The organism is Actinokineospora baliensis, assembly GCF_016907695.1.
Lineage (GTDB): Bacteria > Actinomycetota > Actinomycetes > Mycobacteriales > Pseudonocardiaceae > Actinokineospora > Actinokineospora baliensis.
This window is the reverse complement of sequence record NZ_JAFBCK010000001.1, coordinates 5,148,771-5,174,857: the sequence shown is the minus strand read 5'-3', so window position 1 is coordinate 5,174,857 and position 26,087 is coordinate 5,148,771. Positions and strand designations below refer to the sequence as shown.

Annotated in this window: 23 protein-coding genes; 11 read left to right on the top strand and 12 right to left on the bottom strand. The window is 71.4% G+C overall.

Features of this window, described 5'->3' with window-relative positions:
* Positions 1–64: 64 nt before the first annotated feature.
* A complete protein-coding gene (locus tag JOD54_RS23500; RefSeq protein ID WP_204453196.1) occupies positions 65–286 on the bottom strand; it encodes a hypothetical protein in 222 nt (73 codons plus the stop codon).
* Positions 287–458: 172 nt separating this feature from the next.
* Between JOD54_RS23500 and JOD54_RS23495 the strand changes: the two genes are divergently transcribed.
* Entirely contained in the window at positions 459–1,442 is a 984-nt protein-coding gene (locus JOD54_RS23495) for an NAD-dependent epimerase/dehydratase family protein (protein ID WP_204453194.1), read from the top strand.
* A gap of 5 nt (positions 1,443–1,447) precedes the next feature.
* On the opposite strand, the gene JOD54_RS23490 is transcribed toward JOD54_RS23495, so the two are convergent.
* Positions 1,448–2,323 (bottom strand): NAD(P)H-binding protein, encoded by an 876-nt coding sequence (locus JOD54_RS23490; protein WP_204453192.1) that lies wholly within the window; start codon positions 2,321–2,323, stop codon positions 1,448–1,450.
* A 112-nt stretch (positions 2,324–2,435) separates the two neighbouring features.
* Between JOD54_RS23490 and JOD54_RS23485 the strand changes: the two genes are divergently transcribed.
* A complete protein-coding gene (locus JOD54_RS23485) occupies positions 2,436–3,362 on the top strand; it encodes a LysR substrate-binding domain-containing protein (protein WP_204453190.1) in 927 nt (308 codons plus the stop codon).
* On the opposite strand, the gene JOD54_RS23480 is transcribed toward JOD54_RS23485, so the two are convergent.
* Positions 3,346–5,589 (bottom strand): ATP-binding protein, encoded by a 2,244-nt coding sequence (locus JOD54_RS23480; protein ID WP_204453188.1) that lies wholly within the window; start codon positions 5,587–5,589, stop codon positions 3,346–3,348. The two genes, JOD54_RS23485 and JOD54_RS23480, sit on opposite strands and share 17 nt — an antisense overlap.
* A gap of 81 nt (positions 5,590–5,670) precedes the next feature.
* Here JOD54_RS23480 and JOD54_RS23475 point away from each other — a divergent pair, with 81 nt between their 5' ends.
* Together JOD54_RS23475 and JOD54_RS23470 are read left to right on the top strand one after the other, a co-directional pair.
* Complete coding sequence (locus JOD54_RS23475) at positions 5,671–7,605, top strand: PP2C family protein-serine/threonine phosphatase (RefSeq protein WP_204453185.1); 1,935 nt, start codon at positions 5,671–5,673, stop codon at positions 7,603–7,605.
* Complete coding sequence (locus JOD54_RS23470; protein WP_204453183.1) at positions 7,584–8,018, top strand: response regulator; 435 nt, start codon at positions 7,584–7,586, stop codon at positions 8,016–8,018. Before JOD54_RS23475 ends, JOD54_RS23470 begins: the two co-directional genes overlap by 22 nt.
* A 138-nt stretch (positions 8,019–8,156) precedes the next feature.
* Here the strand turns inward: JOD54_RS23470 and JOD54_RS23465 are convergent, their stop codons facing one another.
* Positions 8,157–8,981, bottom strand: a complete 825-nt coding sequence (locus JOD54_RS23465; RefSeq protein WP_307860231.1) for a DUF4253 domain-containing protein — start codon at positions 8,979–8,981, stop codon at positions 8,157–8,159.
* Between the two features lie 292 nt (positions 8,982–9,273).
* On the opposite strand from JOD54_RS23465, the gene JOD54_RS23460 reads away from it, so the two are divergent.
* The 3 genes from JOD54_RS23460 to JOD54_RS23450 are packed head-to-tail and all read left to right on the top strand — an operon-like array spanning position 9,274 to position 11,467.
* Positions 9,274–9,879 carry a dihydrofolate reductase family protein gene (locus tag JOD54_RS23460; protein WP_204453180.1) on the top strand — a complete coding sequence of 202 codons (606 nt, stop codon included), beginning with the start codon at positions 9,274–9,276 and terminating at the stop codon, positions 9,877–9,879.
* A 35-nt stretch (positions 9,880–9,914) separates the two neighbouring features.
* On the top strand, positions 9,915–10,238 hold the full coding sequence (locus JOD54_RS23455; RefSeq protein ID WP_204453178.1) for a YciI family protein: 324 nt from the start codon (positions 9,915–9,917) through the stop codon (positions 10,236–10,238).
* Complete coding sequence (locus JOD54_RS23450) at positions 10,235–11,467, top strand: RNA polymerase sigma factor (protein ID WP_204453176.1); 1,233 nt, start codon at positions 10,235–10,237, stop codon at positions 11,465–11,467. The genes JOD54_RS23455 and JOD54_RS23450 overlap by 4 nt, the downstream gene beginning before the upstream one ends.
* Here JOD54_RS23450 and JOD54_RS23445 read toward each other — a convergent pair.
* The 3 genes from JOD54_RS23445 to JOD54_RS23435 all read right to left on the bottom strand — a co-directional run bounded on the left by JOD54_RS23445 (position 11,439) and on the right by JOD54_RS23435 (position 14,748).
* On the bottom strand, positions 11,439–12,914 hold the full coding sequence (locus JOD54_RS23445) for an amidase (protein WP_204453174.1): 1,476 nt from the start codon (positions 12,912–12,914) through the stop codon (positions 11,439–11,441). The two genes, JOD54_RS23450 and JOD54_RS23445, sit on opposite strands and share 29 nt — an antisense overlap.
* A gap of 105 nt (positions 12,915–13,019) precedes the next feature.
* On the bottom strand, positions 13,020–14,048 hold the full coding sequence (locus tag JOD54_RS23440; protein WP_372440334.1) for a glutathione S-transferase family protein: 1,029 nt from the start codon (positions 14,046–14,048) through the stop codon (positions 13,020–13,022).
* Positions 14,049–14,058: 10 nt separating this feature from the next.
* Positions 14,059–14,748, bottom strand: a complete 690-nt coding sequence (locus tag JOD54_RS23435; RefSeq protein WP_204453172.1) for a TetR/AcrR family transcriptional regulator — start codon at positions 14,746–14,748, stop codon at positions 14,059–14,061.
* A gap of 66 nt (positions 14,749–14,814) precedes the next feature.
* Between JOD54_RS23435 and JOD54_RS23430 the strand changes: the two genes are divergently transcribed.
* Positions 14,815–15,924 carry an FAD-dependent oxidoreductase gene (locus JOD54_RS23430; protein WP_204453170.1) on the top strand — a complete coding sequence of 370 codons (1,110 nt, stop codon included), beginning with the start codon at positions 14,815–14,817 and terminating at the stop codon, positions 15,922–15,924.
* Positions 15,925–15,942: 18 nt separating this feature from the next.
* Here JOD54_RS23430 and JOD54_RS23425 read toward each other — a convergent pair whose 3' ends face one another.
* Both JOD54_RS23425 and JOD54_RS23420 read right to left on the bottom strand, forming a co-directional pair.
* The gene (locus JOD54_RS23425) at positions 15,943–16,941 is read right to left on the bottom strand and encodes an SGNH/GDSL hydrolase family protein (protein ID WP_204453168.1); all 999 of its coding nucleotides are present in this window, start codon (positions 16,939–16,941) and stop codon (positions 15,943–15,945) included.
* A gap of 210 nt (positions 16,942–17,151) precedes the next feature.
* Complete coding sequence (locus tag JOD54_RS23420) at positions 17,152–17,526, bottom strand: hypothetical protein (protein WP_204453166.1); 375 nt, start codon at positions 17,524–17,526, stop codon at positions 17,152–17,154.
* Positions 17,527–17,934: 408 nt separating this feature from the next.
* Here JOD54_RS23420 and JOD54_RS23415 point away from each other — a divergent pair, with 408 nt between their 5' ends.
* Together JOD54_RS23415 and JOD54_RS23410 are read left to right on the top strand one after the other, a co-directional pair.
* A complete protein-coding gene (locus JOD54_RS23415; RefSeq protein WP_204453164.1) occupies positions 17,935–19,221 on the top strand; it encodes a DUF11 domain-containing protein in 1,287 nt (428 codons plus the stop codon).
* 59 nt (positions 19,222–19,280) lie between these two features.
* Entirely contained in the window at positions 19,281–20,168 is an 888-nt protein-coding gene (locus JOD54_RS23410; protein ID WP_204453162.1) for a DNA-3-methyladenine glycosylase family protein, read from the top strand.
* A gap of 158 nt (positions 20,169–20,326) precedes the next feature.
* On the opposite strand, the gene JOD54_RS23405 is transcribed toward JOD54_RS23410, so the two are convergent.
* On the bottom strand, positions 20,327–23,233 hold the full coding sequence (locus JOD54_RS23405) for an ATP-binding protein (protein ID WP_239573482.1): 2,907 nt from the start codon (positions 23,231–23,233) through the stop codon (positions 20,327–20,329).
* Positions 23,234–23,457: 224 nt separating this feature from the next.
* Here JOD54_RS23405 and JOD54_RS23400 point away from each other — a divergent pair, with 224 nt between their 5' ends.
* Positions 23,458–23,757, top strand: a complete 300-nt coding sequence (locus JOD54_RS23400; RefSeq protein WP_204453159.1) for a hypothetical protein — start codon at positions 23,458–23,460, stop codon at positions 23,755–23,757.
* Positions 23,758–23,760: 3 nt separating this feature from the next.
* On the opposite strand, the gene JOD54_RS23395 is transcribed toward JOD54_RS23400, so the two are convergent.
* Positions 23,761–25,032, bottom strand: a complete 1,272-nt coding sequence (locus JOD54_RS23395) for a hypothetical protein (protein WP_204453157.1) — start codon at positions 25,030–25,032, stop codon at positions 23,761–23,763.
* Between the two features lie 52 nt (positions 25,033–25,084).
* A complete protein-coding gene (locus JOD54_RS23390) occupies positions 25,085–25,945 on the bottom strand; it encodes a phosphotransferase (protein ID WP_239575023.1) in 861 nt (286 codons plus the stop codon).
* Between the last annotated feature and the right edge of the window lie 142 nt (positions 25,946–26,087).

Below are 26,087 nucleotides of genomic sequence, written 5' to 3'. Positions count from 1 at the left end.
AAGGACAACCTCGCCCACACCCTGGCCACAGCCCCCTCCTGCCACCCCCTGTCCATCCAACACATCACCGGCCCGGACCAGACCCACTGGTCGGCCACCCGCTGACCCCGGGCACCCGCCGTCCACCTGCGGGGATCCAGTTCTCCATCGACCGCACCAAGGCGTTGGTCGCGTCCTGCACCGCGATCTCGGTCGCCAGCGCGGTCAGTGTCTTCAGTGCGTCACCGGCACACGCGTCGGACTGGGGTGGCGACGGTGACTCCGCCGGGTGCGCGAGCCCGATCACCGTGGCCACCGCCGTGTACGGATCCCGCGGCAGGCTCGCGGCATGCAGATCGCCGAGTTCCAACGGGGCGCGGGTCTGCGCCTAGCACCTGTGGGCGGCGGTTCGCTGCCTGCGTGATCGCTGGTGGTGAACCGCGCTCGACCGGGTGGGGGTGCGGCGCGAGCATGGGGGTATGCGGCTCCTCGTGCTCGGCGGCACCTCGTTCCTGTCCTGGCGGATCGCCCGTGTCGCGGTGGGGCGTGGGCACGAGGTGGTGTGCGCGGCCCGTGGTCGGTCCGGTTCGGTGCCGGAGGGGGCCAGGCTCGTCGTGGTCGACCGGGATCGGCCAGGGGCGGTCGATGTCCTGGCTGGGTACGGGTTCGACGCGGTCGTGGATGTGGCGACGGGGGCGTTGGGGTGGGTTCTGGACGCACTCGAGGTGTTGGGTGATCGGGTGCGGCATTGGACGTTCGTGTCCAGCGTCAACGCCTATGCCGACACCGCGACCGTCGGGCAGGGCACGGACGCGCCGCTGTGCGCGCCGGTCCTCGACCGCCGCCACTTCGAGCTCGCCGAGTTGACCGTCGAACGCTACGGCGGCACCAAGGTCGCCAGCGAGAACGCCGTGCGCGAGCGGGTGGGCCAAGACCGCGCGTTCATCGTCCGCCCCGGCGTGATCAGCGGCCCCGGCGACCAGATGCACCGCTTCGGCTACTGGGCCTCCCGCTTCGCCCGCGGCGGGCCCGTCGTCGTCCCCGATGTCACCGACCACCCCCTCCAGCACGTCGACGTCCGCGACCTGGCCGCCTGGATCGTCACCGCCGCCGAACGCCACCGCACCGGCACCTTCGATGCCGTGGGCCCCGTCCTCGACTTCACCACCGTCCTGCGCGACGCCGCCGCCCTGGTCGGCGCCCCCGACCTGCGCCTGGTCCCCGTCGCCCCCAGCGCCCTCCTCGCGGCGGGCATCACCCCCTGGGGAGGCCCCCGCTCACTCCCGTTCTGGCTCCCCACCACCATGTACGGCCTCGTCACCCACGACCCCGCCCCGGCCCTGGCCGCCGGTCTCCCCCACCGCACCCTGACCGACACCCTCCACTCCGCCCTCGCCGACGCCCCCACCCACCCTTTGGCCGCGGGTCTGACCGCCGAGGACGAGCGCGTGCTCCTCCAGTGACCTGGTCAGCGGGCGTCGACGGCGGGTTTGAGGACCTCGGCGCACCACTGGGCGAAGGTGGTGCCCGAAGGCGACGGGGTGGTGCCCGCGTCGAGGCCGTGGGATTTGGCGGCTTTCATCTCGACCATGGCGTCGACGAAGGCCGGGTTGAGGCCGTGGGTGAGCAGGGTGGTGCGCAGGTCGTCGAGGGAGTCGCGGTGGTAGCGGACCGGGCGGCCGAGGGTGGTGGTCATCTGGTGGGCCAGGTCGTGGGGTGAGAGGAGCTCCGGGCCCGGCACGGGGACGGTGTCGACGCCGGTCCAGGTGGGGGTGAGCAGCAGGTGGGCGGCCGCGGTGGCGATGTCGGCGGTGGCGACCAGGGGGACGGGGTGGTCGGCGGGGGCGGTGTCGGTGAGGACACCGTGGTCTCGGATCGAGTCGAGGTCGTCGAGCAGGTTCTCGAAGAACGACGGGTTGGCCAGGGCGCGGTAGGCGACGCCGGTGGCGGCGATGAGGTCGTCCACGGCCAGGGACGTGGTGACCAGGCCAGCGCGGGCCGCCAGCGGGGTGCCGCGCCCGAGGGCCGAGACACCGACCACGTGGGTGACGCCGTGGGTGGTGAACGCCCGCGCGGCCGGGCGCGTGAAGTCGAGGTAGGCCTGCTCGGGCGTGCGGGAAGCGTCCGGCGGCACCAGCCAGAACACGGCCCGCGCCCCGGCGAAGGCCCGGTCGACGGTCGCGGGGTCGCCGTGGGAGCCGGTGACCACCTCGACCCGGTCGCGCACGGCCTCCGGGAGCCGGGCGGGGTCACGGGCCACGACGCGGACAGGCGCTCCGGCGTCGAGGAGCAGGGGCAGCAGCGACCTGCCGATGTTCCCGGTGGGGGCGGTGATGACGATCATGAACATCCTCGGGTGGTGAGCGGATCGGTGTACCGCCATCGTGCGGACCCGCCGCGCGTTGCCACAATGGGAATCCCAGCACCCACACTTTGCCGGAAACGGAACAACCCAGGTGAGCAGCCCCAACCTCGACGCCAACCTCGCCATCGCACTCGACGCCCTGCTCACCGAGCAGAGCGTCACCCGCGCCGCGCAACGCCTGCGCACCTCCCCCGCCGCCATGAGCCGCACCCTGGCCCGACTACGCCGGGTACTGCACGACCCGCTCCTCGTCCGAGCAGGCCAAACCATGGTCCCCACACCCCGCGCCCAGGCCCTGCGCGCCGAAGCCGCCGCCGTCGTGCGCCACCTGACCGCCCTGCTCACCCCCAGCGGCGGCATCGACCCGGCGACACTGCGGCGCACCTTCACCGTCCAAGCAGCCGACCTCGTCGGCGCCGCACTCGCGCCCGGCCTGCTCGACCTGGCCCGACGTCACGCCCCCGGTGTGTCGCTGCGGGTGCTGGCCGAGGAGTGGGAAGCCGGACCCGCGCTGCGCGAAGGCCGCGTCGACCTCGAAATCGGGGCCATCGACCACACCGACCCCGAGACCCGCGTCGACGAACTCACCACCCTGCGCATGGCCGCCGCCGTCCGCACCGGGCACCCGCTCACCGAAGCGCCCCTGACCCCCGCCCGACTCGCCGCCGCCGACCACGTCGCCGTCAGCCGCCGAGGCCGCTTCACCGGACCCCTCGACACCGCCCTCGCCGACCACGGCCTCACCCGACGCGTCACCGCCGTCCTGCCCGGACACCTCGCCGCCATGACGCTGGCCGCCGCCACCGACCTGGTCTGCCTCGTGCCGACCGCACCACCCGGCCAGCCGCCGTCGCCGCTGAGCACCGCGGCCCACACCCTGGGCCTGCGCCTGCTCGACATCCCACTACCCCTGCCGCCACTGACCATCGGCATGGCCTGGCACCCCCGCCACGCCGCCGACGGCGCCCACCAGTGGCTGCGCGACGCCGTCCGCCACGTCCTCAGCCCTCCAGGGTGAACCAGACCGTCGTTCCCTCCGCCGGGGTCGACTCCAACCGCAACTGGCCGCCGTGGCGCTGCACGATCCGGTCGACGATCGCCAACCCCGCCCCGTGGCCGCCACCGTGCGAATCCCGCGGGTGCAGGCGGCGGAACAACCGGAACACGTCCTCCTGGTGCGCCTGCGGGATACCGATCCCGTTGTCGCGCACGAACACCGTCGGCGGCTCCCCCGGCACCGCACCGACGGCCACCGTGCGCGGCGGCACCGGGTTCGCGTACTTCGCGGCGTTGACCAGCAGGTTCACCAAGATCTCCTGCAGCCGCTCCGCATCTGCGGTGACCAACACCCCGGGCTCGGGCAACGTCACCGCCACGTCGTGCTCGGCCAGCCGGATCCCCGCGACCTCCAACGCCCGCTCCGCCGCCTCCCGCAGGTCCACCGGCACCCGGTGCAACGCGCCCTGACCCAGCTGCGCGAAGTGCAGCAGGCTGTTGATCAGCTCGTCCATCCGCTGGGCCAGCTTCTGGATGGTGCCCAACCTGCGCGCGGTCGTCTCGTCCAACTCCGGCGCGTCCTCGGTGATGAACGCCGCCGTGGTCGCGATCCCCCGCAACGGCTCCTTCATCTCGTGCGCCGCGACGTGGGTGAAGGTGTCCAGGTCGTCATTGGCCTGCCGCAGCTCGTCGTTCACCGCCGCCAACTGCACCGCCCGCCGCACCGCCGACGCCCGCACCGCGTGCCCGAACTCCTCCGCCACCGCCTCGTCCGCCGCCGTCCACGGCACACACCGACCCCGCACCACCGCCTGGTACACCGCCGACGACCCGCGCGGGGTCAACCGCTGACCGCGCGGACCGACCCGCACCGGCTCATCCGGGTCCGCCGCCCACGTCCGCGCCGCCCGCCGCTCCCGCCGCGCCCACACCACCACATCACCGGCCCCGTCCAAGGCCAGCACCAACACCCCGCTCACCTGCTCCGCGTACGGCGCGAACACCGGGTCGAGCTCCGCGAGGCTCTCGCAACTCCACACCTGACCCGCCCCCAACGCGGGCAGGTGCCCCCACAACGCGGCGAGCACACCCTCCGCCAACGGCCCACCGGTGGTCCGCCCGTCGAACCGCACCACCACCGCGTCCGCCGCGATCACCTCACCCAACACGCCACTATCAGCCAACAACGACCCCGGCACATCCGACCGCGGATCGGTCACCAACCCGAACAACGCCGCACGGGCCCGCTGCCTGCCCGCGCTCGCCTCCGCCTCCTGCACCGCCGCCAACTGCAACGACAACGTCACACCGAAGAACTCACACGCCGCCCTGACCTCCGCACCCAACCGCCGAGGCGCCAACCCGTGACAGGCGATCAACCCCCACAACCGGCCACCATCGAGCAACGACACCGACATCGACGACCGCACACCGATGTTGCGCAGGTACTCCAGGTGAAACCCCGACACCGTCCGCAACGTCGAGTCCGACAGGTCCAACGGATCACCCGACCCCGGCAACACCCGCGGCAACAACACCGCCGTGTCGTCATCGACGTCGTGGATCACCCGGATCCAGTTGCGCTCGTACAACCTGCGCGCCTGCGGCGGGATGTCGGTCGCCGGGAACCACAACCCCAACCACGGCTCCAACTCCACCGCCACCGACTCCGCGATCACCTCACCCGGCCCCGCAGGACCCTCGAACCGGTACGCCACCACCCGGTCGTACCCGGTCAACGCCCGGATCTCCGCCACCGCCGCGGCACAGACGTCCACCACCGTCCGACCGTGCTGCAACTTCACCAACGCCGCCCGCACCGCCGGGAAGAACTGCGAGAACACAAACGGCCGCTCCCCCGCCGCGGGCTCCAACTCGACCACCACCCGCCCATCGGCCCGGTACACCGTCGCGTCGAACCCGCGCCCACCCACGGTCACCGCCACCACACCGCGATCCCCCGTCGGCGCCTCCAGCGTGCCGCGCACCGCCGCCAACGACTCGGCCCCCAACAACGCCTCAGCCGACATCCCCACCACGACCTCCGCGCCCACCCCCAGCAACGCGGCGCAATTCGAACTCGCGACCTCCACCACACCATCCGCGCCGAAAGCCACCAGAGCCCCGTACGACTGGATCCCACCCAACCGGTGGATCGGCTCGTTCAAACACACCGACAGGTCGAACGGCGTCCCCGACTCCACCTCAGCCGCCCGCGCCCGATCATCGGGCTGCCACACGTCATCCACGCCCGAACCCCGTTCGTCCAGTCACCCCGCCCCGGGGACCCTACAGTTGGGGCGGCGACCCCGACCGAGCGAAGTGGAAGCGTGCACCCCAACCGACAAGACCACTGGCCGGACCGACTGCACCGGTTGTGGCGGTCGGCGTTCGTGTCGGTCAACACCCGACAATTCGCCCACGAGCTCTACACCGGACTGCTCGAACTCCCCGGCGTCCACGCCGTCCTCGGCGCCCGCCTCGCCGCGGACACCACCGTCACCGTCACCCGCTGGGCCGACGCCACCGGCCTGCACAGCTCACCCGACGGACTCGCCGACGACATCACCGACCTCATCGCCGCACCCCTCCCCGGCGACACCACCGCGACCGCACTGCCCGAACTCGCCCACCACGCCCCCGGCCTCGCCGCCCGCGCCGCGCGAACCGGCGCCGACACCATGCTGCTCACCGCCTTCGACATCGCCGACCACGGCCGCGGCCTGTTCGGCCTGGCCACCACCACCGCCGCAGGCGACCCCCACCAACTGACCACCGCCCTCACCCAGGTCATCGAAGTCGTCGTCGCCGCCGACCACCGCATCAGCGAACAACGCACCCTCGAAGACCACCAAGCCATCGACGCACTACTGGCCGAAGCGTCCCTGCGGATGGACGCCTCACTCGACATCACCGACACCCTGCGCGCCGTCCTGCGCATGGTCGTCCCCGCCCTCGCCGACGGCGCCGCCGTCCACATCCGCCGCGACGACCGCATGGTCCACATCGCCGCCGCCCACGTCGACGCCCGACGCGAAACCCTGCTCACCGACCACCTCCGCGCCGGGCACTGGGCAGGCGAACCCGTCATCACCGACACCGGCCACGCCACCGACGGACCACAGCCCGCGGGCCTGCCCACCGAGGTCGGCCTCGACACCATGACCCTCGGCGTCCTGCGCGCCCGCGGCCGCGACGTCGGCCTCCTCACCTTCTTCCACCGCGGCACCCCCAACAAGCGGGTCACCACCCGCTTCCTGCACGACCTCGCCAGCCGCGCCGCGCTCGCCATCGACAACGCCACCCTCTACGAACAACGCCGCCACGACGTCCGCTCACTGCAACAACACCTCCTGCCCGCGGTGCTGCCCACCGTCCCCGGACTCGAGATCGCCGCCGGCTACAACGCCGCCGACCACACCCTCGACGTCGGCGGCGACTTCTACGGCGTCGTCGACCAACCCGACGGCACCGTCGTCGCCCTCGTCGGCGACGTCTGCGGCCGCGGCGCCCCCGCCACCGCCCTCACCGGACTCGCCAGGCACACCCTCGAAACCGTCCTCGCCGAAGGCGGCCCCGCCGCCCACGCCCTCGACATCCTCAACCGCAAGATGCTGCGCGACCGGATCACCCGGTTCCTCACCATCGCCACCGTCACCCTGCACCCCGGACCCCACGGCCAACAGCGGGTCGAGACCCACTCCGCCGGACACCCGGCACCCCTGATCGTCCGCCGCGACGGCACCGTCGACCCCACCGCCTGCCGGGGCCGCCTCGTCGGCGTCCTGCCCGACCTCGACCTGCACCCCGCCACCGACGACCTCCGGCCAGGCGACCTGCTCATCCTGTTCTCCGACGGCCTCATCGAAGCCCGCGACACCGACGGCGGCTTCTACGGCGACACCGAACTCGCCCACACCCTCACCCGAACCCGCGACCTCCCCCTCACCGCCCTCGTCGACGCCCTCCTCGCCGGAGCGGGCCGCTACCACGTCAACGACGACGTCGCTGTCCTCGCCGTGCGCAACCTCGGCACCACCACCCTCGACCAGGTCCTCCCACCCACCGACCTCACCAGCGCCGTCGAGCGAGCCCTCCAGGCGCTCTCACCCCACCACCGGCTACCCGAGCACCTGGCCCGCCACACCACGGACCACACCACCCGCACCAAGGCCACAGTGGCAGGCGACGCGACCTGGGCGCGGGTCGAACTCACCGCCGTGGAACCCAACGGAGGAACCACGTGGACCGAACTGACCACCTGACCGACGCCAACCTCGTCCTCGTCGTCGAAGACAGCGAAGTCGACCGCGAAGCCATCGACCGCGCCCTCTCCCGCTCCCACCCCGAACTGCGCCTGGAGTTCCTCCCCAACGGCGACGCCGTCCTAGAACGCCTCCGCGACACCGCGCGCCCCCGCCCAGCCCTGATGTTCCTCGACCTGTCCATGCCCGGCGTAGACGGCTACGGCGTCCTATCCGCCGTCCGCGCCGACCCCGACTTCGCCACCCTCACCATCATCGTCCTCACCTCCTCCACCACCTCCGCCGACATCGAACGCTGCTACGCCGCAGGCGCCGACAGCTACATCTACAAACCCGTCAACTTCGCCCTCTTCCGCACCGTCCTCCAAGGCGCCGTCGACTACTGGCACAACCTCCCCGACCGCCCCCGGTGACGCGACTGCGGCGGAGCCGGTGGTCGGGCTGCCGCCTGCGATGCCGGTGATGAACCTGACCGTTCTCAGGTAGACGAGGTCCGCGATCTGGCGCACCGTCAACCCACCCCCATCTGCTGATGGTCCAGCAGTTCAGGGTCAGTCCCACCAGAAGGTCCACGAGTGGTCGCCGACCAACTGCTCGGCGTAGGCGAACAGGGTGCTGCCCTGCCAGATGTTGTCCGGGCAGAACGCGAAGTGCTCTGCGGCGACCGCCAGGGCGTCGGCGTGGGTGGTGGGGGGTGCGGCGACGCTGAGGAGGAGGGTGTCGTAGCCGGCTGCTACGACTCGGGCGCCGAAGCGGTCTTCCCAGTCGCGCAGTACTGAGGCCAGCTCGCCGGTGCTCTGGTAGTTGGTCGCGCCCAGCCACCCTGCGATGGCGAGGGCATCGGATCCCCGCGCGGCCGGGACAAGGCCGATGCGGGTCGACGGGTGGCCCGCGAGGGCGTGCGAGGCCAGTCCGTCGGCGATGGTGCCGGGGTCTGCGGTGATGGTGGGCGTCGCCGCGCGGCCGGGCCACTGGGCGTAGGGGCTGGTGACGGCTGCCCGCTCAGCCGGGGACAGGTTGTCGTCGGAGCTGTGTTCGGTGTACTCGGCCCACCACTGGGCCAGCAGCACGGCCGCGTCGTACCCACCCGGCGGCTCGGGCATCAGCTCCCCACTCCCCCACGGCGGGTAGTCCTCAGCCTCGTCGTCCGCGGAGTCCAGCAGCAACGGCCACAACCCCGACCGCGCGTGCTCCTCCCGCAGCCGTGCCCACAGCCCCTCCGGCGCGGCCTGGTCGCTGAGCCACAACACCGGACCGACCCCGCCCTCCCCCGTCACACACCGCCCCGACGGCAACGGCACCCCCAGCGTCCGCCCCACCCCGCCATCAGCGAACAAACCCCGCAGGTCGGCACCTAACCCCATGTCAGAAGTCACGCGCCGGATCCTAGATCGACACCCCGACACAGGTCCGCCAAACCCGAGATCCTCTCCTCTGTGCTGCTTTCAAAGCTCTTCACCCCGCAGCTCGACCGGATTCCACTACCCAACCCATAGTCCGTTATCTTGATAGTGAATAGCTGATAATAGAACGCAAGCCGTAGGGGAGGCGGGTCGACACTTCCGAGAAGAAGTTGGCCGGGGGTTGTCGGATTGGCGTGGGTGCGTTCGTGGGTGGGGTGAGAGCCGCCCACGAGGGGCGCGCCGAGGAAGCGAAGGACCCGAGAAGATGAAGCTGACGATCGTGACCCAGGTGTCGGTTGACGGTGTCATGCAGGCCAACGGCGGCAACAACGAGGAGCTCGACCCCGGGTTCGACCGCGGCGGGTGGGCCAGGCAGGCGTTCAGCGAGGAGGCGCTGGCGACGATCATCGGCGTCTACCAGCGGGCCGACGCGTTCCTGTTCGGCCGCCGCACCTACGAGCTGTTCGCGGGCTACTGGGGCACCCTGGCCCCCGGCGCCAGCCCCTTCTCCGACGCCATGAACTCGCGGCCCAAGTTCGTCGCGTCCAACACGATCACCGAGCCGGAGTGGGCGGACACCATGGTCCTGTCGGGCGACCTCGCGACGGCCATCCGCGACCTGAGGACCCACGGCGAGGGTGAGCTGCAGGTGCACGGCAGCGGCGCGCTGGCCCGGTGGCTGATCGAGAACGACCTGGTCGACGAGATCACGCTGTTCGTCGTGCCCGCGGTCATCGGCGCGGGCACCCGGCTGTTCCCCGAGAACGGCCGCGACATCGGGCTGGACCTGGTCGAGGCGCGGACCTTCCCCGGGGGCACGATGGTCCAGGTCTTCCGGCCCAACGGCAAGCCGCGGTACGCGACCAGCTGACCCGCACCACAGACGACACGAGAGGACCTTTCGACATGCAGTACCTGGTTTCGGTCATCCACGACGACAGCCTGCTGGCCAGTGACGAGGAGCAGGCCGCGATCGACGTGTTCAACGAGCAGTTGGTCGCCGACGGGCACTGGGTGTTCGCCGGTGGGCTCGGTGGCCCGGCCACGGCGACCGTGCTGGACAACCGGGCGGACGCGGGCGTGGTGACCGACGGGCCGTTCGTGGAGACGCGGGAGTACATCATCGGCTTCTGGGTGATGGAGGCGCCGGACCTGGATGTGGCGCTGCGGCTGGCCGCGGCGGGGTCCAAGGCGTGCAACCGCAAGGTCGAGGTTCGTCCGTTCCTGTGACCCCCAGCGATGCGCGGGTGGCGATCACCCAAGCCCACCGGCACGAGTGGGGGCGGGTGGTCGCCGCGCTGGCCCGCAAGTTCGGCGACCTCGACATCGCCGAGGAGGCCGCCGCCGAGGCGTTCGCGACGGCCGTCGAGCGCTGGCCGGTCGACGGCGTACCGCCCAACCCCGGCGCGTGGTTGACCACCACCGCGGGCCGCAAGGCCATCGACCGGATCCGCCGCGAGTCCAAACGCGACGACAAGCACAAGGAGGCTCGGCTGGTGCACGACGACGACCCACCCGAGCCCCTCGGCGCCATCGACGACGACCGGCTGCGGCTCATCTTCACCTGTTGCCACCCGGCGCTGGCCGTGGAGACCCGGGTCGCGCTGACGCTGCGCATGGTCGGCGGCCTGACCGTCGCGGAGATCGCCCGCGCCTTCCTGGTCCAGGAAACCGCCATGGGCCAGCGCATCACCCGCGCCAAGGCGAAGATCAAGGCGGCTCGCATCCCGTACCGGGTCCCGTCCGCCGAGGACCTGCCCGCGCGGGTCACGGGTGTGCTCGCCGTGCTCTACCTGGTGTTCAACGAGGGCTACCTCGCGACCGGGCCGAGCACGGACCCGATCCGCCCTGGCCTCACCACCGAGGCCATCCGGCTGGCCCGGCTACTGCACACCCTCGTGCCCGACGACGGCGAGGTCACCGGTCTGCTGGCCCTGATGCTGCTCATCGAGGCCCGACGCGCCGCCCGCACCTCCGCCACCGGCGACCTGGTCCCGCTGGACGAGCAGAACCGCGGCGCCTGGGACCGGGCGCTCATCGCCGAAGGCCACAGGTTGATCCGCCAACGCCTGGCCACCGGCGAGGCACCTGGCCGCTACCAGGTCCTCGCCGCCATCAACGCCGTCCACACCAGCGCCCCGGACATCCGCGACACCGACTGGTCGCAGATCCTCGCGCTCTACACCCAGCTCACCCACCTCGACCCCTCCCCCGTCGTCGCCCTCAACCGGGCCATCGCCCTGGCCGAGCTCGACGGCCCCGCCGTGGCGCTCGCAGCTATCGACTCACTGGCGCCCCGGTTGACCAACTACCACCCGTTCCACGCCGCCCGAGCCGACCTGCTCCGTCGCTTGGGCCAGACCGACGCCGCCCGCGAGGCCTACGACAGAGCTATCGACCTGGCGGCCAACACAGCCGAGTCCACCCACCTCATCCGCCGGAGGTCCCAGCTCGGTTGACCGGCGCCTGGAAGCCGCCGAACCTCTGCTCGAGCAGCTCGGCCAGCCGCAGTGGGGTGCGGTCCTCGAACATCGGACCGATCAGCTGCACCCCCACCGGCAGGCCCTCCGGCGACAGGCCCGTGGGGATGGCCGTGGCGGGCAGGCCTGACGCGGTGGCCAGCCCGGCCCAGACGAACTGGTCGAAGTACGGGTACTCGACCCCGTCGATGTCGATCCGGCGTTCCAGCAGGTCGGGGTGGTGGTCGTGCGGGAAAGCGGGCGTCGGCGTGACCGGGCACACCACGGCGTCGAACCCGGCGAACAACTGCCGCCACTGGTGGCGGTGGAGTTCGCGGCGGTTGCTCACCTCAAGCCATTCGTGGTGGCTGAACACCATGGCACGCGACCGCGCGGCGTCGAGGCTGTGGTCGTCCGCGCTCTCACCGGCCAAGCGGGCTCGCACCTGCTCTGGTGATTCGGTGGGGAAGCGCGCGGTGGAGCCGGAGACCAGCAGTTGCATGTAGAGCGTCGCGGATTCGGCCAGGTCGGGCAGCAGGTCGCTGTGTCGCGCCACCTGGGCGCCGCCGTCCACAAGTGCGTCGACCACGCGGTTCACGCCTGCCCGCACAGCGGACCCGGTCGGGATGAGCGGGTGTTCCTCGATGACCAGGACCCGGAAGTCGCTCAGCCGCTGGTGTCGCGCGGGCGGCAGGGTCACCTGGTACGCCACCCCGTGCGTCAACGGGTCCGGCCCGGCCATGACGTCGAGCAGGAGCGTGAGGTCGCGGGCGGTACGCGCCATCGGACCCACGACGGCGAGGTTGAACTCGACCGGCAACGGCGGTGCGGGAGGCGCCACCATGCCCCGGGTAGCGGCCAGCCCGAGTGTCGGCTTGTGCGCGTAGACGCCGCAGAAGTGCGCTGGGGTGCGCAGCGAACTCGCGAGGTCCGAGCCGATGGACAACGCGCCGAACCCCGCCGCCAGAGCCGCGGCTGATCCGCCGGAGGATCCACCCGCGGTGCGCTCGTGGTCCCACGGGTTGTTGGTGGTCCCGTAGATCCCGTTGAAGCTCTGCATGTCCTGCAATCCGAGCGGGACATTGGTCTTGCCGAGGATCACCGCGCCCGCGTCTTTGAGCCGCGACACCTGCACCGCGTCTTCGGCGGGCAGGTAGTTCCGGTGGTGCGGCATGCCCCAGGTCGTGGGCAGCCCGACCATGTTGTAGGACTCCTTGACCGTTACCGGCACCCCGAGCAGCGGTCGGTCCTCGCCGCTGGCACGCGCCTGGTCGGCGGTGTGCGCGGCTGCCCGCGCGCGGTCGAAGTCCGGCACGCAGATCGAGTTGATCGCCTTGTCATCCCGCTCGATACAGGCGATCGCCGCCTCGGTCAGTTCCACGGACGTCACGTCACCGGCGCGCAGTGCGGCAAGGATTTCCTCGGCCGACAGCAGGTTCCACTCCATGGATCGGACCGTATCGACCCTGTGAGCAGGCCATAAAACGCCGAACCGCGCAACGGTGGTTTGGCTACTCCCGCTCGGGATTCGCGCCCACCGTGCTGAGTGCCGTCAGGACAGCGGGGTGTGGGCCGGGTCCACGGGCTCACGGTCGGGGCCGGGTGGGGTGCCGTCGCCGAAGGGGCGGCCGCCGAGGGATTCTCGGCCGTGGGGGGTCAGCCAGGTGGTGAGGTCTGGGCCCTTGGGGATGATGCCGGTGGGGTTGATGTCCTTGTGCACCACGTAGTAGTGCTCCTTGATCTGGGCGAAGTCCACCGTGTCGCCGAAGCCAGGGGTCTGGAACAGGTCCCGCGCGTAGGCCCAGAGCGCGGGCATCTCGGTCAGCCGGGAGCGGTTGCACTTGAAGTGGCCGTGGTAGACCGGGTCCCAGCGGACCAGGGTGGTGAACAGCCGCACGTCGGCTTCGGTGATCGTGTCGCCGACCAGGAACCGGCGGGTCGTGAGCCGCTCCTCCAGCCAGTCCATCGCCGCCCACAACCGGCCGTACGCGGCGTCGTAGGCCTGCTGGCTGCCCGCGAACCCGCAGCGGTAGACGCCGTTGTTGATGTCGGTGAACACGCGCTGGTTCACCTCGTCCATCTCCTCGAGGTGCGCCTCGGGCAGCAGGTCCGGCGCTCCCTCGCGGTGGTGGGCGCGCCACTGCGTCGACAGGTCGAGGGTGATCTGCGTGAAGTCGTTGGTGGCCACCGCACCCGTGGTCGTGTCGACGATCGCGGGGACGGTGATGCCGCGCGGGTACTCGGGGTCCCGCTTGAAGTAGGCCTCCTGCAGCCGTTCGATGCCCAGGACCGGGTCGCGGCCGTCGGGGTCCAGGTCGAACGTCCACGACCGCGCGTCGTGCGTGGGTCCGGGCAGTCCGAGCGAGAGCGCGTCCTCCAACCCCAGCAGCCGCCGCACGATGATCGCCCGGTTCGCCCACGGGCAGGCCCGCGCGGCGACCAGCCGGTACCGGCCCGGCTCGACGGGGTAGCCGTCCTCGCCGTCGAGCGTGACCCGGGTGGTGATGTAGCGGGTGTCGCGGGTGAACTCCTTGCCCTTGACGGAGTACTTGCCACCCTGGCTGTGCTCGGGGTTCGTCACGTGGACGAGCCTACGCGGATCGGCCCCGCACGCGCGTCGCGATGCCGTCGAGGACAAGGGCGAGGCCCGCCTCGAAGGTGTGGTCGGCGTTGAGGTGTGGTCCGTTGTGGACGAGGTTGGCCAGGGCGGGGTAGTGGCCATCGGCGAAGATCCGCTTCAGGTAGGGGCCGTGGGTGGTCTGCCACTCGTCCTTGTCCAGTCCGGAGGCCCGTTCGGCGCGGCGTTCGGTGATCTCGCGGCGGACCGCGCCGATCACGTAGGCGTTGACCGCGGCGACGGCGGGGACGACGGTGTCGAGGTCAACGCCCGCCATCCCGGCTAGGACGGCGTCGCCGCAGGCCAGGGTGTTGGGGCCGAGTTGGGGGCGGCCGCCGAGGAGGTCGGCGAGCCATTCGTGCCGGTGGACGGCCTGCCGGGTGGCGTGGGCGAGGGACAGCAGGACTGTCCGCCAGTCGTGCCCGGTCGGGCGGACCTCGGCGTGGACGGCGTCGACCATCAGGTCGAGCAGTTCTTCTTTGGTGGCGAGGTAGCCGTAGAGGCGCATCGGGCCGACATCGAGCACCGCGGCCACCTTGCGCAGCGACACCGCGTCCAAACCGTCCGCGTCAGCCAACCGGATCGCCGCGCCGACGATCAGTTCCCGGCTCAGCGGGGCGGGCGTCGGACGGTCTGGCGGCTCCGGCCGCTCCCACACGAGCATGCGCCGACGATACACCGACCTTCGTGATACGGTGTATTGAGAGATGCGGCGAATCGAGGGGGAGTCATGCGCATCGCCATCGTGGGAGCCGGGCTGGGCGGTCTGGCGTTGGCCCGGGTTCTGCACGTGCACGGGATCGAGTCCGTCGTGTACGAGCGGGAGTCCGCCCGGGACGCCAGGAACCAGGGCGGCATGCTCGACATCCACTCTGGCCAGCAGGCGCTGCGCGAGGCGGGGCTGACCAAGGGGTTCGAAGCGATCGCCCGCCGCGAAGGCCAGGACATGAAGCTGCTCAAACCCGACGGAACGCTGCTCGTGCAGCACGACACGCCTGACGACGCCCCGCTCGCACGCCCCGAAGTCGACCGCGCCGACTTACGCGCCCTTCTGCTGGACTCCGTCCCGGATCACGCAGTGCGCTGGGGTCACGCCTTCGAGTCCGCCGCCGATGGCGTAGTGCGCTTCACCGACGGCACTACGGCGACCTATGACCTGCTGGTCGGCGCCGACGGTGCCCAGTCCCGGGTTCGCCCGCTGCTCACCGACGCCCGCCCCACCCACCTCGGCCAAAGCGCCATCGAACTCGGCATCCCCGACATCGACCGCACGCACCCCGACCTGGCAACCATGGTCGGCCGCGGCAACTACTGGGTCCTCGGCGACGGCAAGTCCCTGGCCGCGCAACGCAACGGTGACGGTCGGGTGCGCATCGGCCTCAGCTTTTACAACACGCCGGACGACTGGCTCACCACCACCGGGTTCCCCCTCGACGACCCCGCCGCCACCAAGGCCCGCCTCGTCCAGGAACTCGAGGGCTGGGACCCGCGCATCACGGCCCTCATCGCGGCCTGCGACGACAGCATCCGCCAGTGGACCATGACCACCCTCCCCGTCGGCTTGACCTGGCCCTCCTCCCCCAACACGACCCTCGTCGGCGACGCCGCGCACCTCATGCCCCCGGTGGGCGAGGGCGCCAACATGGCCCTGGTCGACGGGGCCAACCTCGCCCTCGCCCTCGTCGCCCACCCGAACGACGTCCCGACCGCCATCGCCGAGTACGAGCAGGAGATGTTCGCCCGCACCAGCGCCGCGGCCCGGATGTCGGCGAAGATCCAGGCGATGCTGATGGCGCCGGACGCCGACCAGCAGATGCTCAGGTTCTTCCAACGCGACTGACCGGACCGCGGCGCCGCTTCATGCCTTCGCGGACCGAGAGGTGGGCAGGGCGGCCTGGACCGCGTTCGCCGTGGCCAGGTGACCAGCGGTGTTGGGGCGGACCACAGCCCACCTGCCCTGCCGGTCGACCATGCCCTCCACCCAGTTCAGGCCATCGGGCCTGCACACGTCGTGGCGGGCGGTGGGGGTGTAGACGTCGACGTAGCGGGCGCCGTGGAGCAGCGCCTGCTGGGAGATGACCAGGTTCAGCCGCTCCACCACCTGGGTGCGCAACCACGCGATGTCCGGCCTGCTGGTGACGGCGAAGGCGCGCATGCCCGCGGCGGTGTACCCGTAGGCGCAGGTGGCGGGGTCGGTCGGGAAGATCGTGGGGTAGCCGACGGCCAGGATGGTGGCGCGCGGGGCCGCGGCGCGGATCTGGTCGAGCATCGCGCCGTACTGGTCGGCGACGGCGTCGAGCCGCTCGGCGATGGTGACCACGCCGTCGCCGCCGTAGGTGAAGAAGTCGGCACACGGGCTGTCGGTGTCGGGATCGGCCCACTCCCCCAGCTGCAGGCACGTCTGCACCAGCTCGACGAATCCCAGCGTGTTGCCGCCGACCCCGACGCTGACGACAGCGGTATTTGCGGTGACCGCGTCGATCTGGCGCGGTACCAGGGGGAACGGGAAGTCCGGGTCGTAGACCTCGAAGAACGGCACGTGCCTACCCACCGGGCGCTGCGCGTCGAGCACGACGTTGGCGATCGAGGCACCGGCGCAGCTGACGTCGACCACCTGGTACGTGCCGACCAGCCGGTCGGCGAGCAGCTTCGGGTAGGCGCCGCTGGTTCTGCCGCAGCCGTCCCGTCTCCCGCCGACGAGCAACTCCTGCCCGGCCGCGTCGATGCCGCCCGCGGTGAACGCGTCACCCATCGCCACCCAGCGCAGCGGTACCGCCTGCTGCGCGGCGGCCACCGGGGCCACCACCACCATCGCCGCCGCCACCGCGGATCCCAGCGCCACCGCACGGATACCCATCGCACACTCCTTCGCTCGTCGGCCCAGTCGCCCACAAGTACCCCGCGGCACCCCGCGCCAGCCGATCCGCGCGGCCAGGTCACCCATTCCTGCGGCAAACCACCCGACCCGGCGAAACCGTTTCCGGACGAACACACGTCCGTCAGCACGCCACCGGGCCGGGTGGTATTCGACGATGCCCGATTCGGGGTCGACCCCGTTCGGCCGGGGCTAGACGGTGATCGGCACGCCGGTGACCCAGAACAGGACCTTTCCGACGGTGACGGCGGGGCTGAAAGCGCCGCACGCGTCGACGACGGTCTTGGTGACGTTCTTGATGTTCCCGGCGTTGAAGGTGATGTTCTTGAGTGCGGTTTCGACCGAGCCGACCTCGTTGTCGCTGAGCACCCGGTCCACGGTGAAGTCCACGTGCAGCGGCGTGGTGACACTGGCGTTGTTGCAGGACAGGACCGGTGCGTTGATCACCCCGCTGTTGGTGCACTCCACCCCGCCGCCCGACGGCGGCGGATTCGTCGCCTGCGCCGTGCCCGCACCCAGGAAAACAAAGGCAGCTGCCACACAAACGGCCGTAGCGAACTTCTTCACGAACACTCCCCTGCTTGTCATTCGATTCCGCCGGACGCTTTCCGACGTCGCAAATACAACAGCACAGATCGCTATTTGGCGACGGTGAATGCCGGACACCACCAGATCAGCGCACGGCGCCGATCTGGATAACGACCAGGACGCGGAGCGATCACCGCGCACGACTCCAAGCGAGTGACACGGACCAAACAGGTTCCACCACGATAGAGACCCCCGACAACACCCGCCGTTAGCGCGCCTCATTCACCGGATGCGCCGACAACAGGCCAGGAACACCCGAGGTCTCACCCGATCAGGCTGGTTTCGCCCGTTCCCGCCCGCGTCGGCACCGATCGGGTTATGTCCCCGACGCGAGCGCGGTGTCTAGTTTGGACATATCTGCCCGCCGTGCGAGGAGCCCTGGATCCCATGCCACGCGCCACAACCGCCCGCTGCGCCGCGGTCGCCACCGCCGCCCTGCTCACCCTCACCACGGCGGCGGTACCGGCGTCGGCGGTGTTCCCCGGGCTCAACGGCAAGATCTACTACCACGACGGGACCGGGGACAACGTCGACGTGTACTCCGTCAACCCGGACGGCACCGAGCGCGGCAGGCTCACCACCGACCCCGGGGTGGACACCTCCCCGGTCGTCTCGCCGGACGGCAGGAAAGTCGCGTTCATCAGCACCCGCTCCGGCGACGAGCAGGTCTGGGTGATGAACGCCGACGGCAGCGGCCAGACCCGGGTCAGCGGCGACGGGGTCGTCGGCCGGGGATTCGTGGTGTGGGTGCTGTCCTGGTCGCCGGACGGCCGGGTCTTCTACGCCAACCGCGACGAGGTCATCGTCTCGGTGAACGCCGACGGCACCGGCCACGCCTCGACCGGCGTGCGAGGGGCGGACCCGGTCGTGTCCCCGAAGGGCGACCGGATCGCCTACGTGCGTCCGTCGTCGGCCATTGGCGGCGGCGACCTGTGGGTGTCGGATCCCGGCGGCGGCAACCCCGTCCGGTTGACCGACAACCCCGACTACACCAGCGCCTGGCACCCGGACTGGTCGCCCGACGGCACCCGCATCGCCTTCACCCTGTTCAGCCGGGTCACCTCGGGCACCGCGGTGGTCAACGCCGACGGCACCGGCCTGACCACGCTGACCGGCGGGCCCACCGAGTACGGGCCGCAGTGGTCGCCGGACGGTACGCGGGTCTTGGTCACCGCCGCGCTCGGCCGCGCCTTCGACGTGGTCAAACCCGACGGCACCGGCCGCACCCGCCTCGCCGCCTCCCCCGGCGGCCCGACCGCCACGATCATGGCGGGCGACTGGGCCGTCGCCACCACCGCCGACGCTGCGATCACCCTCACCGCCGCCGCGCCCCCGATCGGCGCCCGCATCGACTACACGCTCACCGTCACCAACAACGGCCCCGCGCCGCTGACCTCGGCCACGGTCGTGCTGACGCTCCCTGCGGGCTCGATCCCCGCGCAGGCACCCACTGGCTGCACCCCCGCCGGCGCCCAGGTCACCTGCGTGATCGGCCCGCTGGACCCGGGCAAGTCCACCCAACGCGCCATCCGCGCGAACGCCGGACTCCTCGTCCTCGGTCAGCTCAACGCCCGCGCCACCCGAGTGGCCGGAACACCCCAGGACCCCAACCCGGCCAACGACACCGCAGCCGCGACCTGCGCGTCCCTGACCGCGCTGATCATCACCTGCTGACGGTCCTGGACTGTCGGTGTCCCCCGTCATCCTGTGGGCACCACTGCCGCGGAGGAACCATGACCCAGCACACCCTGGTGCGCACCACGCTGCCCGCCACCGCACCGTTCGACTTCGGCGCGAGCCTGCGCTTCATCCGCGGCTTCCCGGCGATGGTCGGCGAGCAGGGCGCGGGTTCCGACGTGCTGACCAAGGCGGTGCGGGAGAACGGGGTGGTCGTCGGGGCTCGGCTGGCGGCGGCGGACGGGGGACTCGCGTGTGAGCTGGAGTCGGCGGGGCCCATCACCGAGGAGACCGTGACGGCGGTGGCGGCTCGGCTCGGGTTCCACCTAGGACTCGACGACGACCTGGTGCCGTTCTACGCGCTGGCCGAGCAGGACCCGCCGTTCGCCCGGGTCGTCGACCGGCTGCGCGGGTACCACCAGGTCAAGTTCCCGTCACCGCTGGAGATGCTCTGCTGGGCCGTGCTGTGCCAGCGGGTCCCGATGCCGGTCGCCCGCGCGATGAAGCTCGCCATCGTCGACCACTTCCCCAACACGGTCACCCTCGACGGCGCGGTCCTGTCCGCCTTCCCCGACCTGGACCAACTGCTCTCGCTCGACGAACCCACCCTGCACGGCCTCATCGGCAACGCCCGCAAGGCGGGCTACCTCTACCGGGGCCTGCGCGCCTGGGCCGAGATCGACGAGAACGACCTGCGCACCGGCGACTACGACGAGGTCCGCGAACGCCTCCTCGCCCTCCCCGGCGTCGGCCCGTGGTCGGCCACGTTCATCCTGATCCGGGGCCTGGGCCGGATGGAGCGCATGTCCCCGGACAAGGAGGGCCTGCACGCCGCCGCGAAGGTGTACGGGCGGCCGATCAGCGAGTCCGAGTTCACCGCACTCGCCGACCACTACGGCCCCCACCAGGGCTACTGGGGGCACTACCTCCGGGTGGGCAGCTAGTGGCCCGACCCTGAAGGTTGACAGGGTCTCGACCCGCCCACGACGTCCCTGGCTGCGTTGCCGAAACGACCAAGTACACCCAGTACGAGGCCGTTCCGGCGCCTTGCCAGGAACGCCGTGGACAGGCCGATACCCCACCAACCTTCTGGGTCGAGCCACTAGAGGTCTTCGCCTTGCAGCTCCGCGCGGGAGGAGACGCCGAGTTTGCGCAGGACGCGTGCCGCGTGCTGCTCGACCGTCCGCGAGGACAGGAACAGGACGTCGGCGATCTCCCGGTTGGTCTGGCCCGCGGCCAACAGCCGCGCCACCTCCTGTTCCCGGGGAGACAGCTCGTTGCCGTAGCCGCGCCTGCCGCGACGGGAGGGTTTCGCGCCGCCAGCACCGCGCAGCAGGTGCCTGCACCGGGCCGCGTCGCGGGTGGCGCCGAGCGTGTCGAAGGTGTCGATCAGAGTGGACAGTGCGTCCGCCGCCTTCTCGCCGTCGCTCTCGAGTAGGCACATCGCCTCGCGTTCGGCGACCAGTGCGGCGTAGTACGGCGCAGGCAGCCGCTCGTAGCGGTCGATCGAGTCCCGGTAGTGCGCGACGGCGGTGTCGAGGTCACCGCGAGCTTCGGCCAAGAGGCCCCGGCACCGGGCCAGGGCGGCCACGCTCATCGGCACGTCGAGGTCGGCGATCCCGTCGGCCATGGCGTCCACGAACGACTCCGCGTCCAGTTCCCGGCCCGCGGCCAGGAAGGTCGCGACCGCGGCGGGACCCAGCTCAGGCGACCACGCCCACACGCCCTTGGACCGCAGGATCAGCACACCGCGGTCGGCGTCCACACAGGCCCGCACGATGTCGTCCTGCGCGAGGGCGGTCATGGCCAGCGCCGCGCACCCGGCGATGGCCACCGGCGTGATCGCCTCCTCCGGGGTGAACGCGCCGGTCTCGGTGAGGTAGCTGATCGCCTCGCCCCACTCGCCGCGCGCCATCGCCAGGGAACCCAGGATCAGGCTCAGCTCGCTGGAGTTGGGGAACAGGTCCCGGTACTCGTCGAGCAGCCGCACCGCGCGCTCGGCGAGGCCGTCCCACCGGCCGGTGAGCCAGTCCAGGCGGGTCCGGGTGACCTGGCCGGTGCTGGCCACGAACGGCGCGCCGCTCTCGGCGGCGTAGCGCAGCCCGCTGCGCAGCATCTCGTCCGCGAGTTGGAAGTGGCCGCTGGAGGTGCCCGCGTCGGCCAGGTTGCAGTGGACTCGGGCGAGCTGGCGCAGCTCCCCCGGCGTGCCCGCGGTGGTCGGCAGGTCGTCGAGCATGCCGAGCACCTTCGGGTCGCCGGTGTGCAGCCTGGACCCGAGTTCGTTGGCCAGCAGGGACAGCCGCAGCTCCGGGTCCTCGGTGGTCTCCCGGTAGTGCGTGGTGCGGTCGAGCCACAGGCCGAAGTCGGCCAACGGGGTCATGCCGGTGAACGGCTGCCCCAGCACCGAGGTGCCTTTGGCGGCCAGGTCGGGGCGTTCGGCGAGGTCGGCGATGGCCATCTCGATCTCCGAGCGCCCCTCCTCGGCGCCGCTGGCCTGCCGGATCAGCAGCAGACCGCGGTAGAGCCGCACCTCGCCGCGCGCCGAGGTGGACAACCGCCGGTCGACCAGCAGCCGCTCCAGGGTGGTGGTCGGGTCGATCTGGTCGATGCCCAGGTGGGCGACCTGGCCGAGCTTGACCGCGAGCCGGTCGACGTCGCCCGCGGGCACCGTGGGCTCGGCCAACAGCCGCCGCAGCAGTGCCGTGGCCGCGCCCGCGTCGCCGATCTCCGTGGCGTGGTCAGCCGCGGCCTCGCCATAGGCCAGCCACGCCGCTGTGCGGCCCGCGCGGTGGCTGTGTTCGGCCAACTGCATGAGCGGGCGCGGCTCGACCGACCGCAGGGCCTCGATCGCCCGGTCGTGCAACTGCTGGCGGTCCGGGCCGCTGAGCGTGTCGTACACGGCCTGTTGGGCGAGCGCGTGCCGGAACCCGTAGCGGCCGGTGTCCACTTCGTGCAGGACCTGGCCCTCGAGCGCGTGCGTGAGCGCGGCGTGCACCCGCTGCTCCCCGATCGCCGCGACCTCGCCTAGCAGGTCCGCCGGTGCGGGTGCGCCGAGCACGGCCGCCGCCTGGGCGAGCCGGGTCGCGGTGACCGGTAGCGCGGCCAGGCGCTCGGCCATGGCGTCGCGCAGCAGGACCGGGACCTCGACGGCTTCCAGGAGCCTGCGCGCCGTCGTGCTGTCCGCGTGCACGGCGCCCGCCGGGTTGCGCAGCGCGCGCAGTGTCTCCTCGACGACGAACGGGATACCCGCGGTCCGCTCACGCAGCTTGGCGGCGAACTCGGCGGACACCACGTCCTCACCGAGGATGGCCGCGGTCAACGCCCGGACCTCGCCGACGTCGAGCGGGGCGAGCCGCAGCACCACGCTGGTGATGCCGGTCGGCGGGCGGTAGGCGGTGCCCAGCGGCATCCCACCCGGCACGTCCTCGCGGCGGTAGGTGACCACGATGGACAGGTTCGGCGGCGGGTCGCCCATCAGGAAGCGCAGCAGTTGCCGGGAACCGCTGTCGGCCCAGTGCAGGTCCTCCACGACCAGCAACACCGGACCCAGCGCGCCGAGCAGCTCCCGCAGGCCGCGGAACAGGCGGTGGCGCTCGGTGCGCGGATCACCCGTCGGGGCGGGCGGGCTGGGCAGGTACTCGGCGATCTCCGGGAGCAACGGCCCCACCACCCCGACGACGGGACTCAGCTTCGGGCGCCTGCCCGCGAGCGGACCCGAGGCCGCGCGCAGCGCTTCGAGCACCGCGCCGTACGGGAACGGCTCACCGACCGGCTGGCAGTTGCCGATGAGCACCAGGGTCGTCCCCAGGTCGGTGGTCAGCAGCTCGCGGACCAGCCTGCTCTTGCCGACCCCGGCCTCCCCCTCGACCATCACCACCGCGGGCCGCGCCGGAACAGCCGCGCGCAGGGCGGCGAGCTGCTCGTGCCTGCCGACCAGCACCGGCGAACTGGTCCGCATCAGGGCCGACCCGCCGGACCGCCGCCCGTTCGGCTTCTGCGCCCGTGTCATCCGCCCACTCCCGCACTCGACCCGCCCCCGCCCGCCGGGGATCTCCGAGCCTAGGGGGCCGCGCCCGGTGCGGGCACGTCAGTAGGCGGGTACTCGCCCGCTCGGGTCACCCACAGGCGCACCACCGAGGCTGAGCGCGGCGGCGGTTGCGGGTCGGGTGTGAGACAGGAGCTGAGTGGGTGCTGGGCCAGCGGCGCGGCCGCGCCCGGTCCCAGGATGGGTCCATGACGATGAGCATTGTGCGGGGCCAGGATTCGACGGTCGACGAGCTGGTGGCGACCATCATCGACATCGCCGACGGCGCGATCGCGTTCCACGACCGGCTGGGCTTCTGCTGGGTCGAGACCAAGGGCACAATCGGCGGCGACCTCGCGTGGTGGCAGGCCGAGATCGTCCAAGCTTTCCTCCGCCGCGACGTGGCCACGATCGAGCCGACCAACCAGCACGGCTACGCCCTCCTCACCCTCACCGCCCAAGGCGGCGCCCTCCTCGAAGAAACCTTCGACGAGCCCCTCGCGGCCTGAGCCCTATAGCGGTGCGAGTCGCCGCCGAAGCTCGGTGGCCTCGCCGCGGCCCTGTTCTTCGTAGAGCCGCAGGGCTTCCAGCCGGACCGGGCGAGCCCGGTCGTCGTTGAGGTCGGCGAGCACGTCACCGAGGCGAGCGAGGGTGTCGGCGCAGCGGTAGGTGTCATCGCGTTGGCGGCGCAGGGCGAGGGCCTCCCCACAATGCGGCGACCGACATTGAGAATCCCACCCCGGCAGGGCGCACCACCCGGCCCGGTTGAGGCGCTTCTCGAACACCCGCTGGTCATCCCCACCTTGCCCGCAGGCCCAGGCGAGTCCTCGACAGGAGGGGACCTGCCGCGTGACATCGCCGCAGTCCTCGGCTAGCCCGAACCCCTGCCGCAGGTGCTCAAGTCCGGCGACCGCGAGTCCGATCTCCACCTTGGCACGCGCGAGATGCCGATGCGCCCGGACTTTGGCCCGAATCCCGACATGGTCGGCGGCGACCAAGGCCGCCCGCCACACCTTGATGCGCACGTGGAGATGGCCCTTGCGGTCGTAGTAGCCGACCAGCACCCGCCAGTCGCGATCGGCGGCGATGTCCTGCGCCGCCAGGAAGTTCCTGTGCTCCGCGTCGAACCACTCCAGAGCAGCCGTGCTGTCCGGCAGCTCACGGCCGCGAACGCCCTCGGGCTTCGCCGGACGCGGGGGCTCGCGGTGGGCGTTCAAGAGGTGGTCAGCGCGGCGAGCCGTGTCGAGGTAGAACCCAATCACCCGCCGCAGGGCCGCGTCCGCCACGCCCGGAGCCAACTCGGGGCTGAGCACCTCGACGGCGTACTTCCGCACCAGGTCGTGCATCCGGTAGCGGTTCCCGGGGTCACGGCGGATCAGTGAGGCGTCGACCAGCACCTGGAGCAGGTCCCCGAGTACCTCGAAGGCGGACTCCGCTTCGCCGGTCGGGCCGAAGCCGCGCAGGTCGGCGAAGAGTTGGCCGTCGGGGAACCGGTCCACGTTGCGGTGCGCCCATTGCAGGGCGAGCCAGGTCTTGCCGATACCCCCGATCCCCCCGACCGCGGTGATCATCACCGCCTGCCCTCCTTCGGGCGCCCGGTGGTCGAGTTCGGCGAGCTGGTCGGCCCGCCCGGTGAAACCGGGCGGCAACGCGGGCAGCTGCCGGGGCACCGGGGGCCGCTGGGCGGGGTGCTGGTGGACGACGATGGTGTGGGCCTGCACGACACCGGTCGCCATCGCCGCGTTCACCACGTTCCGCACGGCCTCGGGTCCCGGCTCGACCATCGTCGGATCACCACCCCGTCCCAGAGGATCGATCATAGTGGCCTACAGGTGATCAGGTGTGCCACAAGCGTTGCACCGTCAGGGTTTCGAGGTCTTGGATGCGGCCTGCCGCCGCTTGGGGGCCTGAGTTCTCGAGTGCGGTCAGGACGTCGGCGGTGAGGTAGGCGGCTTCGCGGGTTTCGCAGTGGGTGCGGAGGTCGTCCGCGGGGATGCCGGTGGCTTGGCTGACGGTGGTCAGGGCGAGGGTCAGGTGGGGGCCGCTGAAGCGGATGAGGAAGAACCAGTCGTCGAGGGGGTCGCCGAGGCGGGCCCATTCGAAGTCCAGCAGGGCGGTGATGTCGCCGTTGTGGGCGAGCCAGTTGGACCAGTGGCAGTCGGCGTGCAGGGGCGTTGTCCTCGGTGAGTGCTCCGGGGCCCGCTCAGCGATCGCGGCCAGGCCGTCCAGTACCGGGCGGGGGAGCTCGTGGGCCTTCAGCTTCTCGATCCGGGCCACGAGCGTGTCGCGGCCGGTGAAGCCGCCGTCGTCGTCCACGTCCAGCAGGACCGCCCGCGCCGCGTCGGCAGGCTCCCACCCGTGCAGTGTGAGCAGGCGGTCGACGGCCTGTTGGACCAGGCGGCGTGCGGTCGGCTCGTCGACGTCGGGTAGGCCCATGCCAGGCGGGGTGCCGGGAACCCGGTCATAGCACGCGAACCGGACTTCGCGCGTCGCCAATTCCTGGATCCCACTTGCCAGCAAAGGCGCCGTCAGCCCAGCGGGCAGGTGCGGGGCCAGTGCGATTTCTCTCACCAGTCGAGAATGTCTTCCGGTGTCGATTACCTTCGTTACGACATCCGCGCCGATGAATACGAGGTGCGAGCCACTCGCGGCGGTTGACAACGGACCGGGGTCACGTCCGATCACCTCACCGACCATTGCCCGAACATCAGCCAGGAGCAGGGGATCCACCGGAGAAGTCTACCCGATCAGCGGCGGCGGGACGACGTGGGCCAGGTAGCCCGACGCAGCCATTGCGGGCCGATCAGCGCTATTACCGCGAGGGCCCGGTCCTGATAAT

What these genes read in the sequence shown, in the direction of transcription:
- JOD54_RS23490 (WP_204453192.1), bottom strand. Translation starts at nt 2,323, where the DNA reads ATGATCGTCATCACCGCCCCCACCGGGAACATCGGCAGGTCGCTGCTG.
- JOD54_RS23415 (WP_204453164.1), top strand. Translation starts at nt 17,935, where the DNA reads ATGCCACGCGCCACAACCGCCCGCTGCGCCGCGGTCGCCACCGCCGCC.
- JOD54_RS23495 (WP_204453194.1), top strand. Translation starts at nt 459, where the DNA reads ATGCGGCTCCTCGTGCTCGGCGGCACCTCGTTCCTGTCCTGGCGGATC.
- JOD54_RS23425 (WP_204453168.1), bottom strand. Translation starts at nt 16,941, where the DNA reads ATGGGTATCCGTGCGGTGGCGCTGGGATCCGCGGTGGCGGCGGCGATG.
- JOD54_RS23435 (WP_204453172.1), bottom strand. Translation starts at nt 14,748, where the DNA reads ATGCTCGTGTGGGAGCGGCCGGAGCCGCCAGACCGTCCGACGCCCGCC.
- JOD54_RS23405 (WP_239573482.1), bottom strand. Translation starts at nt 23,233, where the DNA reads ATGACACGGGCGCAGAAGCCGAACGGGCGGCGGTCCGGCGGGTCGGCC.
- JOD54_RS23395 (WP_204453157.1), bottom strand. Translation starts at nt 25,032, where the DNA reads ATGGTCGAGCCGGGACCCGAGGCCGTGCGGAACGTGGTGAACGCGGCG.
- JOD54_RS23390 (WP_239575023.1), bottom strand. Translation starts at nt 25,945, where the DNA reads ATGGTCGGTGAGGTGATCGGACGTGACCCCGGTCCGTTGTCAACCGCC.
- JOD54_RS23455 (WP_204453178.1), top strand. Translation starts at nt 9,915, where the DNA reads ATGCAGTACCTGGTTTCGGTCATCCACGACGACAGCCTGCTGGCCAGT.
- JOD54_RS23430 (WP_204453170.1), top strand. Translation starts at nt 14,815, where the DNA reads ATGCGCATCGCCATCGTGGGAGCCGGGCTGGGCGGTCTGGCGTTGGCC.
- JOD54_RS23445 (WP_204453174.1), bottom strand. Translation starts at nt 12,914, where the DNA reads ATGGAGTGGAACCTGCTGTCGGCCGAGGAAATCCTTGCCGCACTGCGC.
- JOD54_RS23410 (WP_204453162.1), top strand. Translation starts at nt 19,281, where the DNA reads ATGACCCAGCACACCCTGGTGCGCACCACGCTGCCCGCCACCGCACCG.
- JOD54_RS23400 (WP_204453159.1), top strand. Translation starts at nt 23,458, where the DNA reads ATGACGATGAGCATTGTGCGGGGCCAGGATTCGACGGTCGACGAGCTG.
- JOD54_RS23460 (WP_204453180.1), top strand. Translation starts at nt 9,274, where the DNA reads ATGAAGCTGACGATCGTGACCCAGGTGTCGGTTGACGGTGTCATGCAG.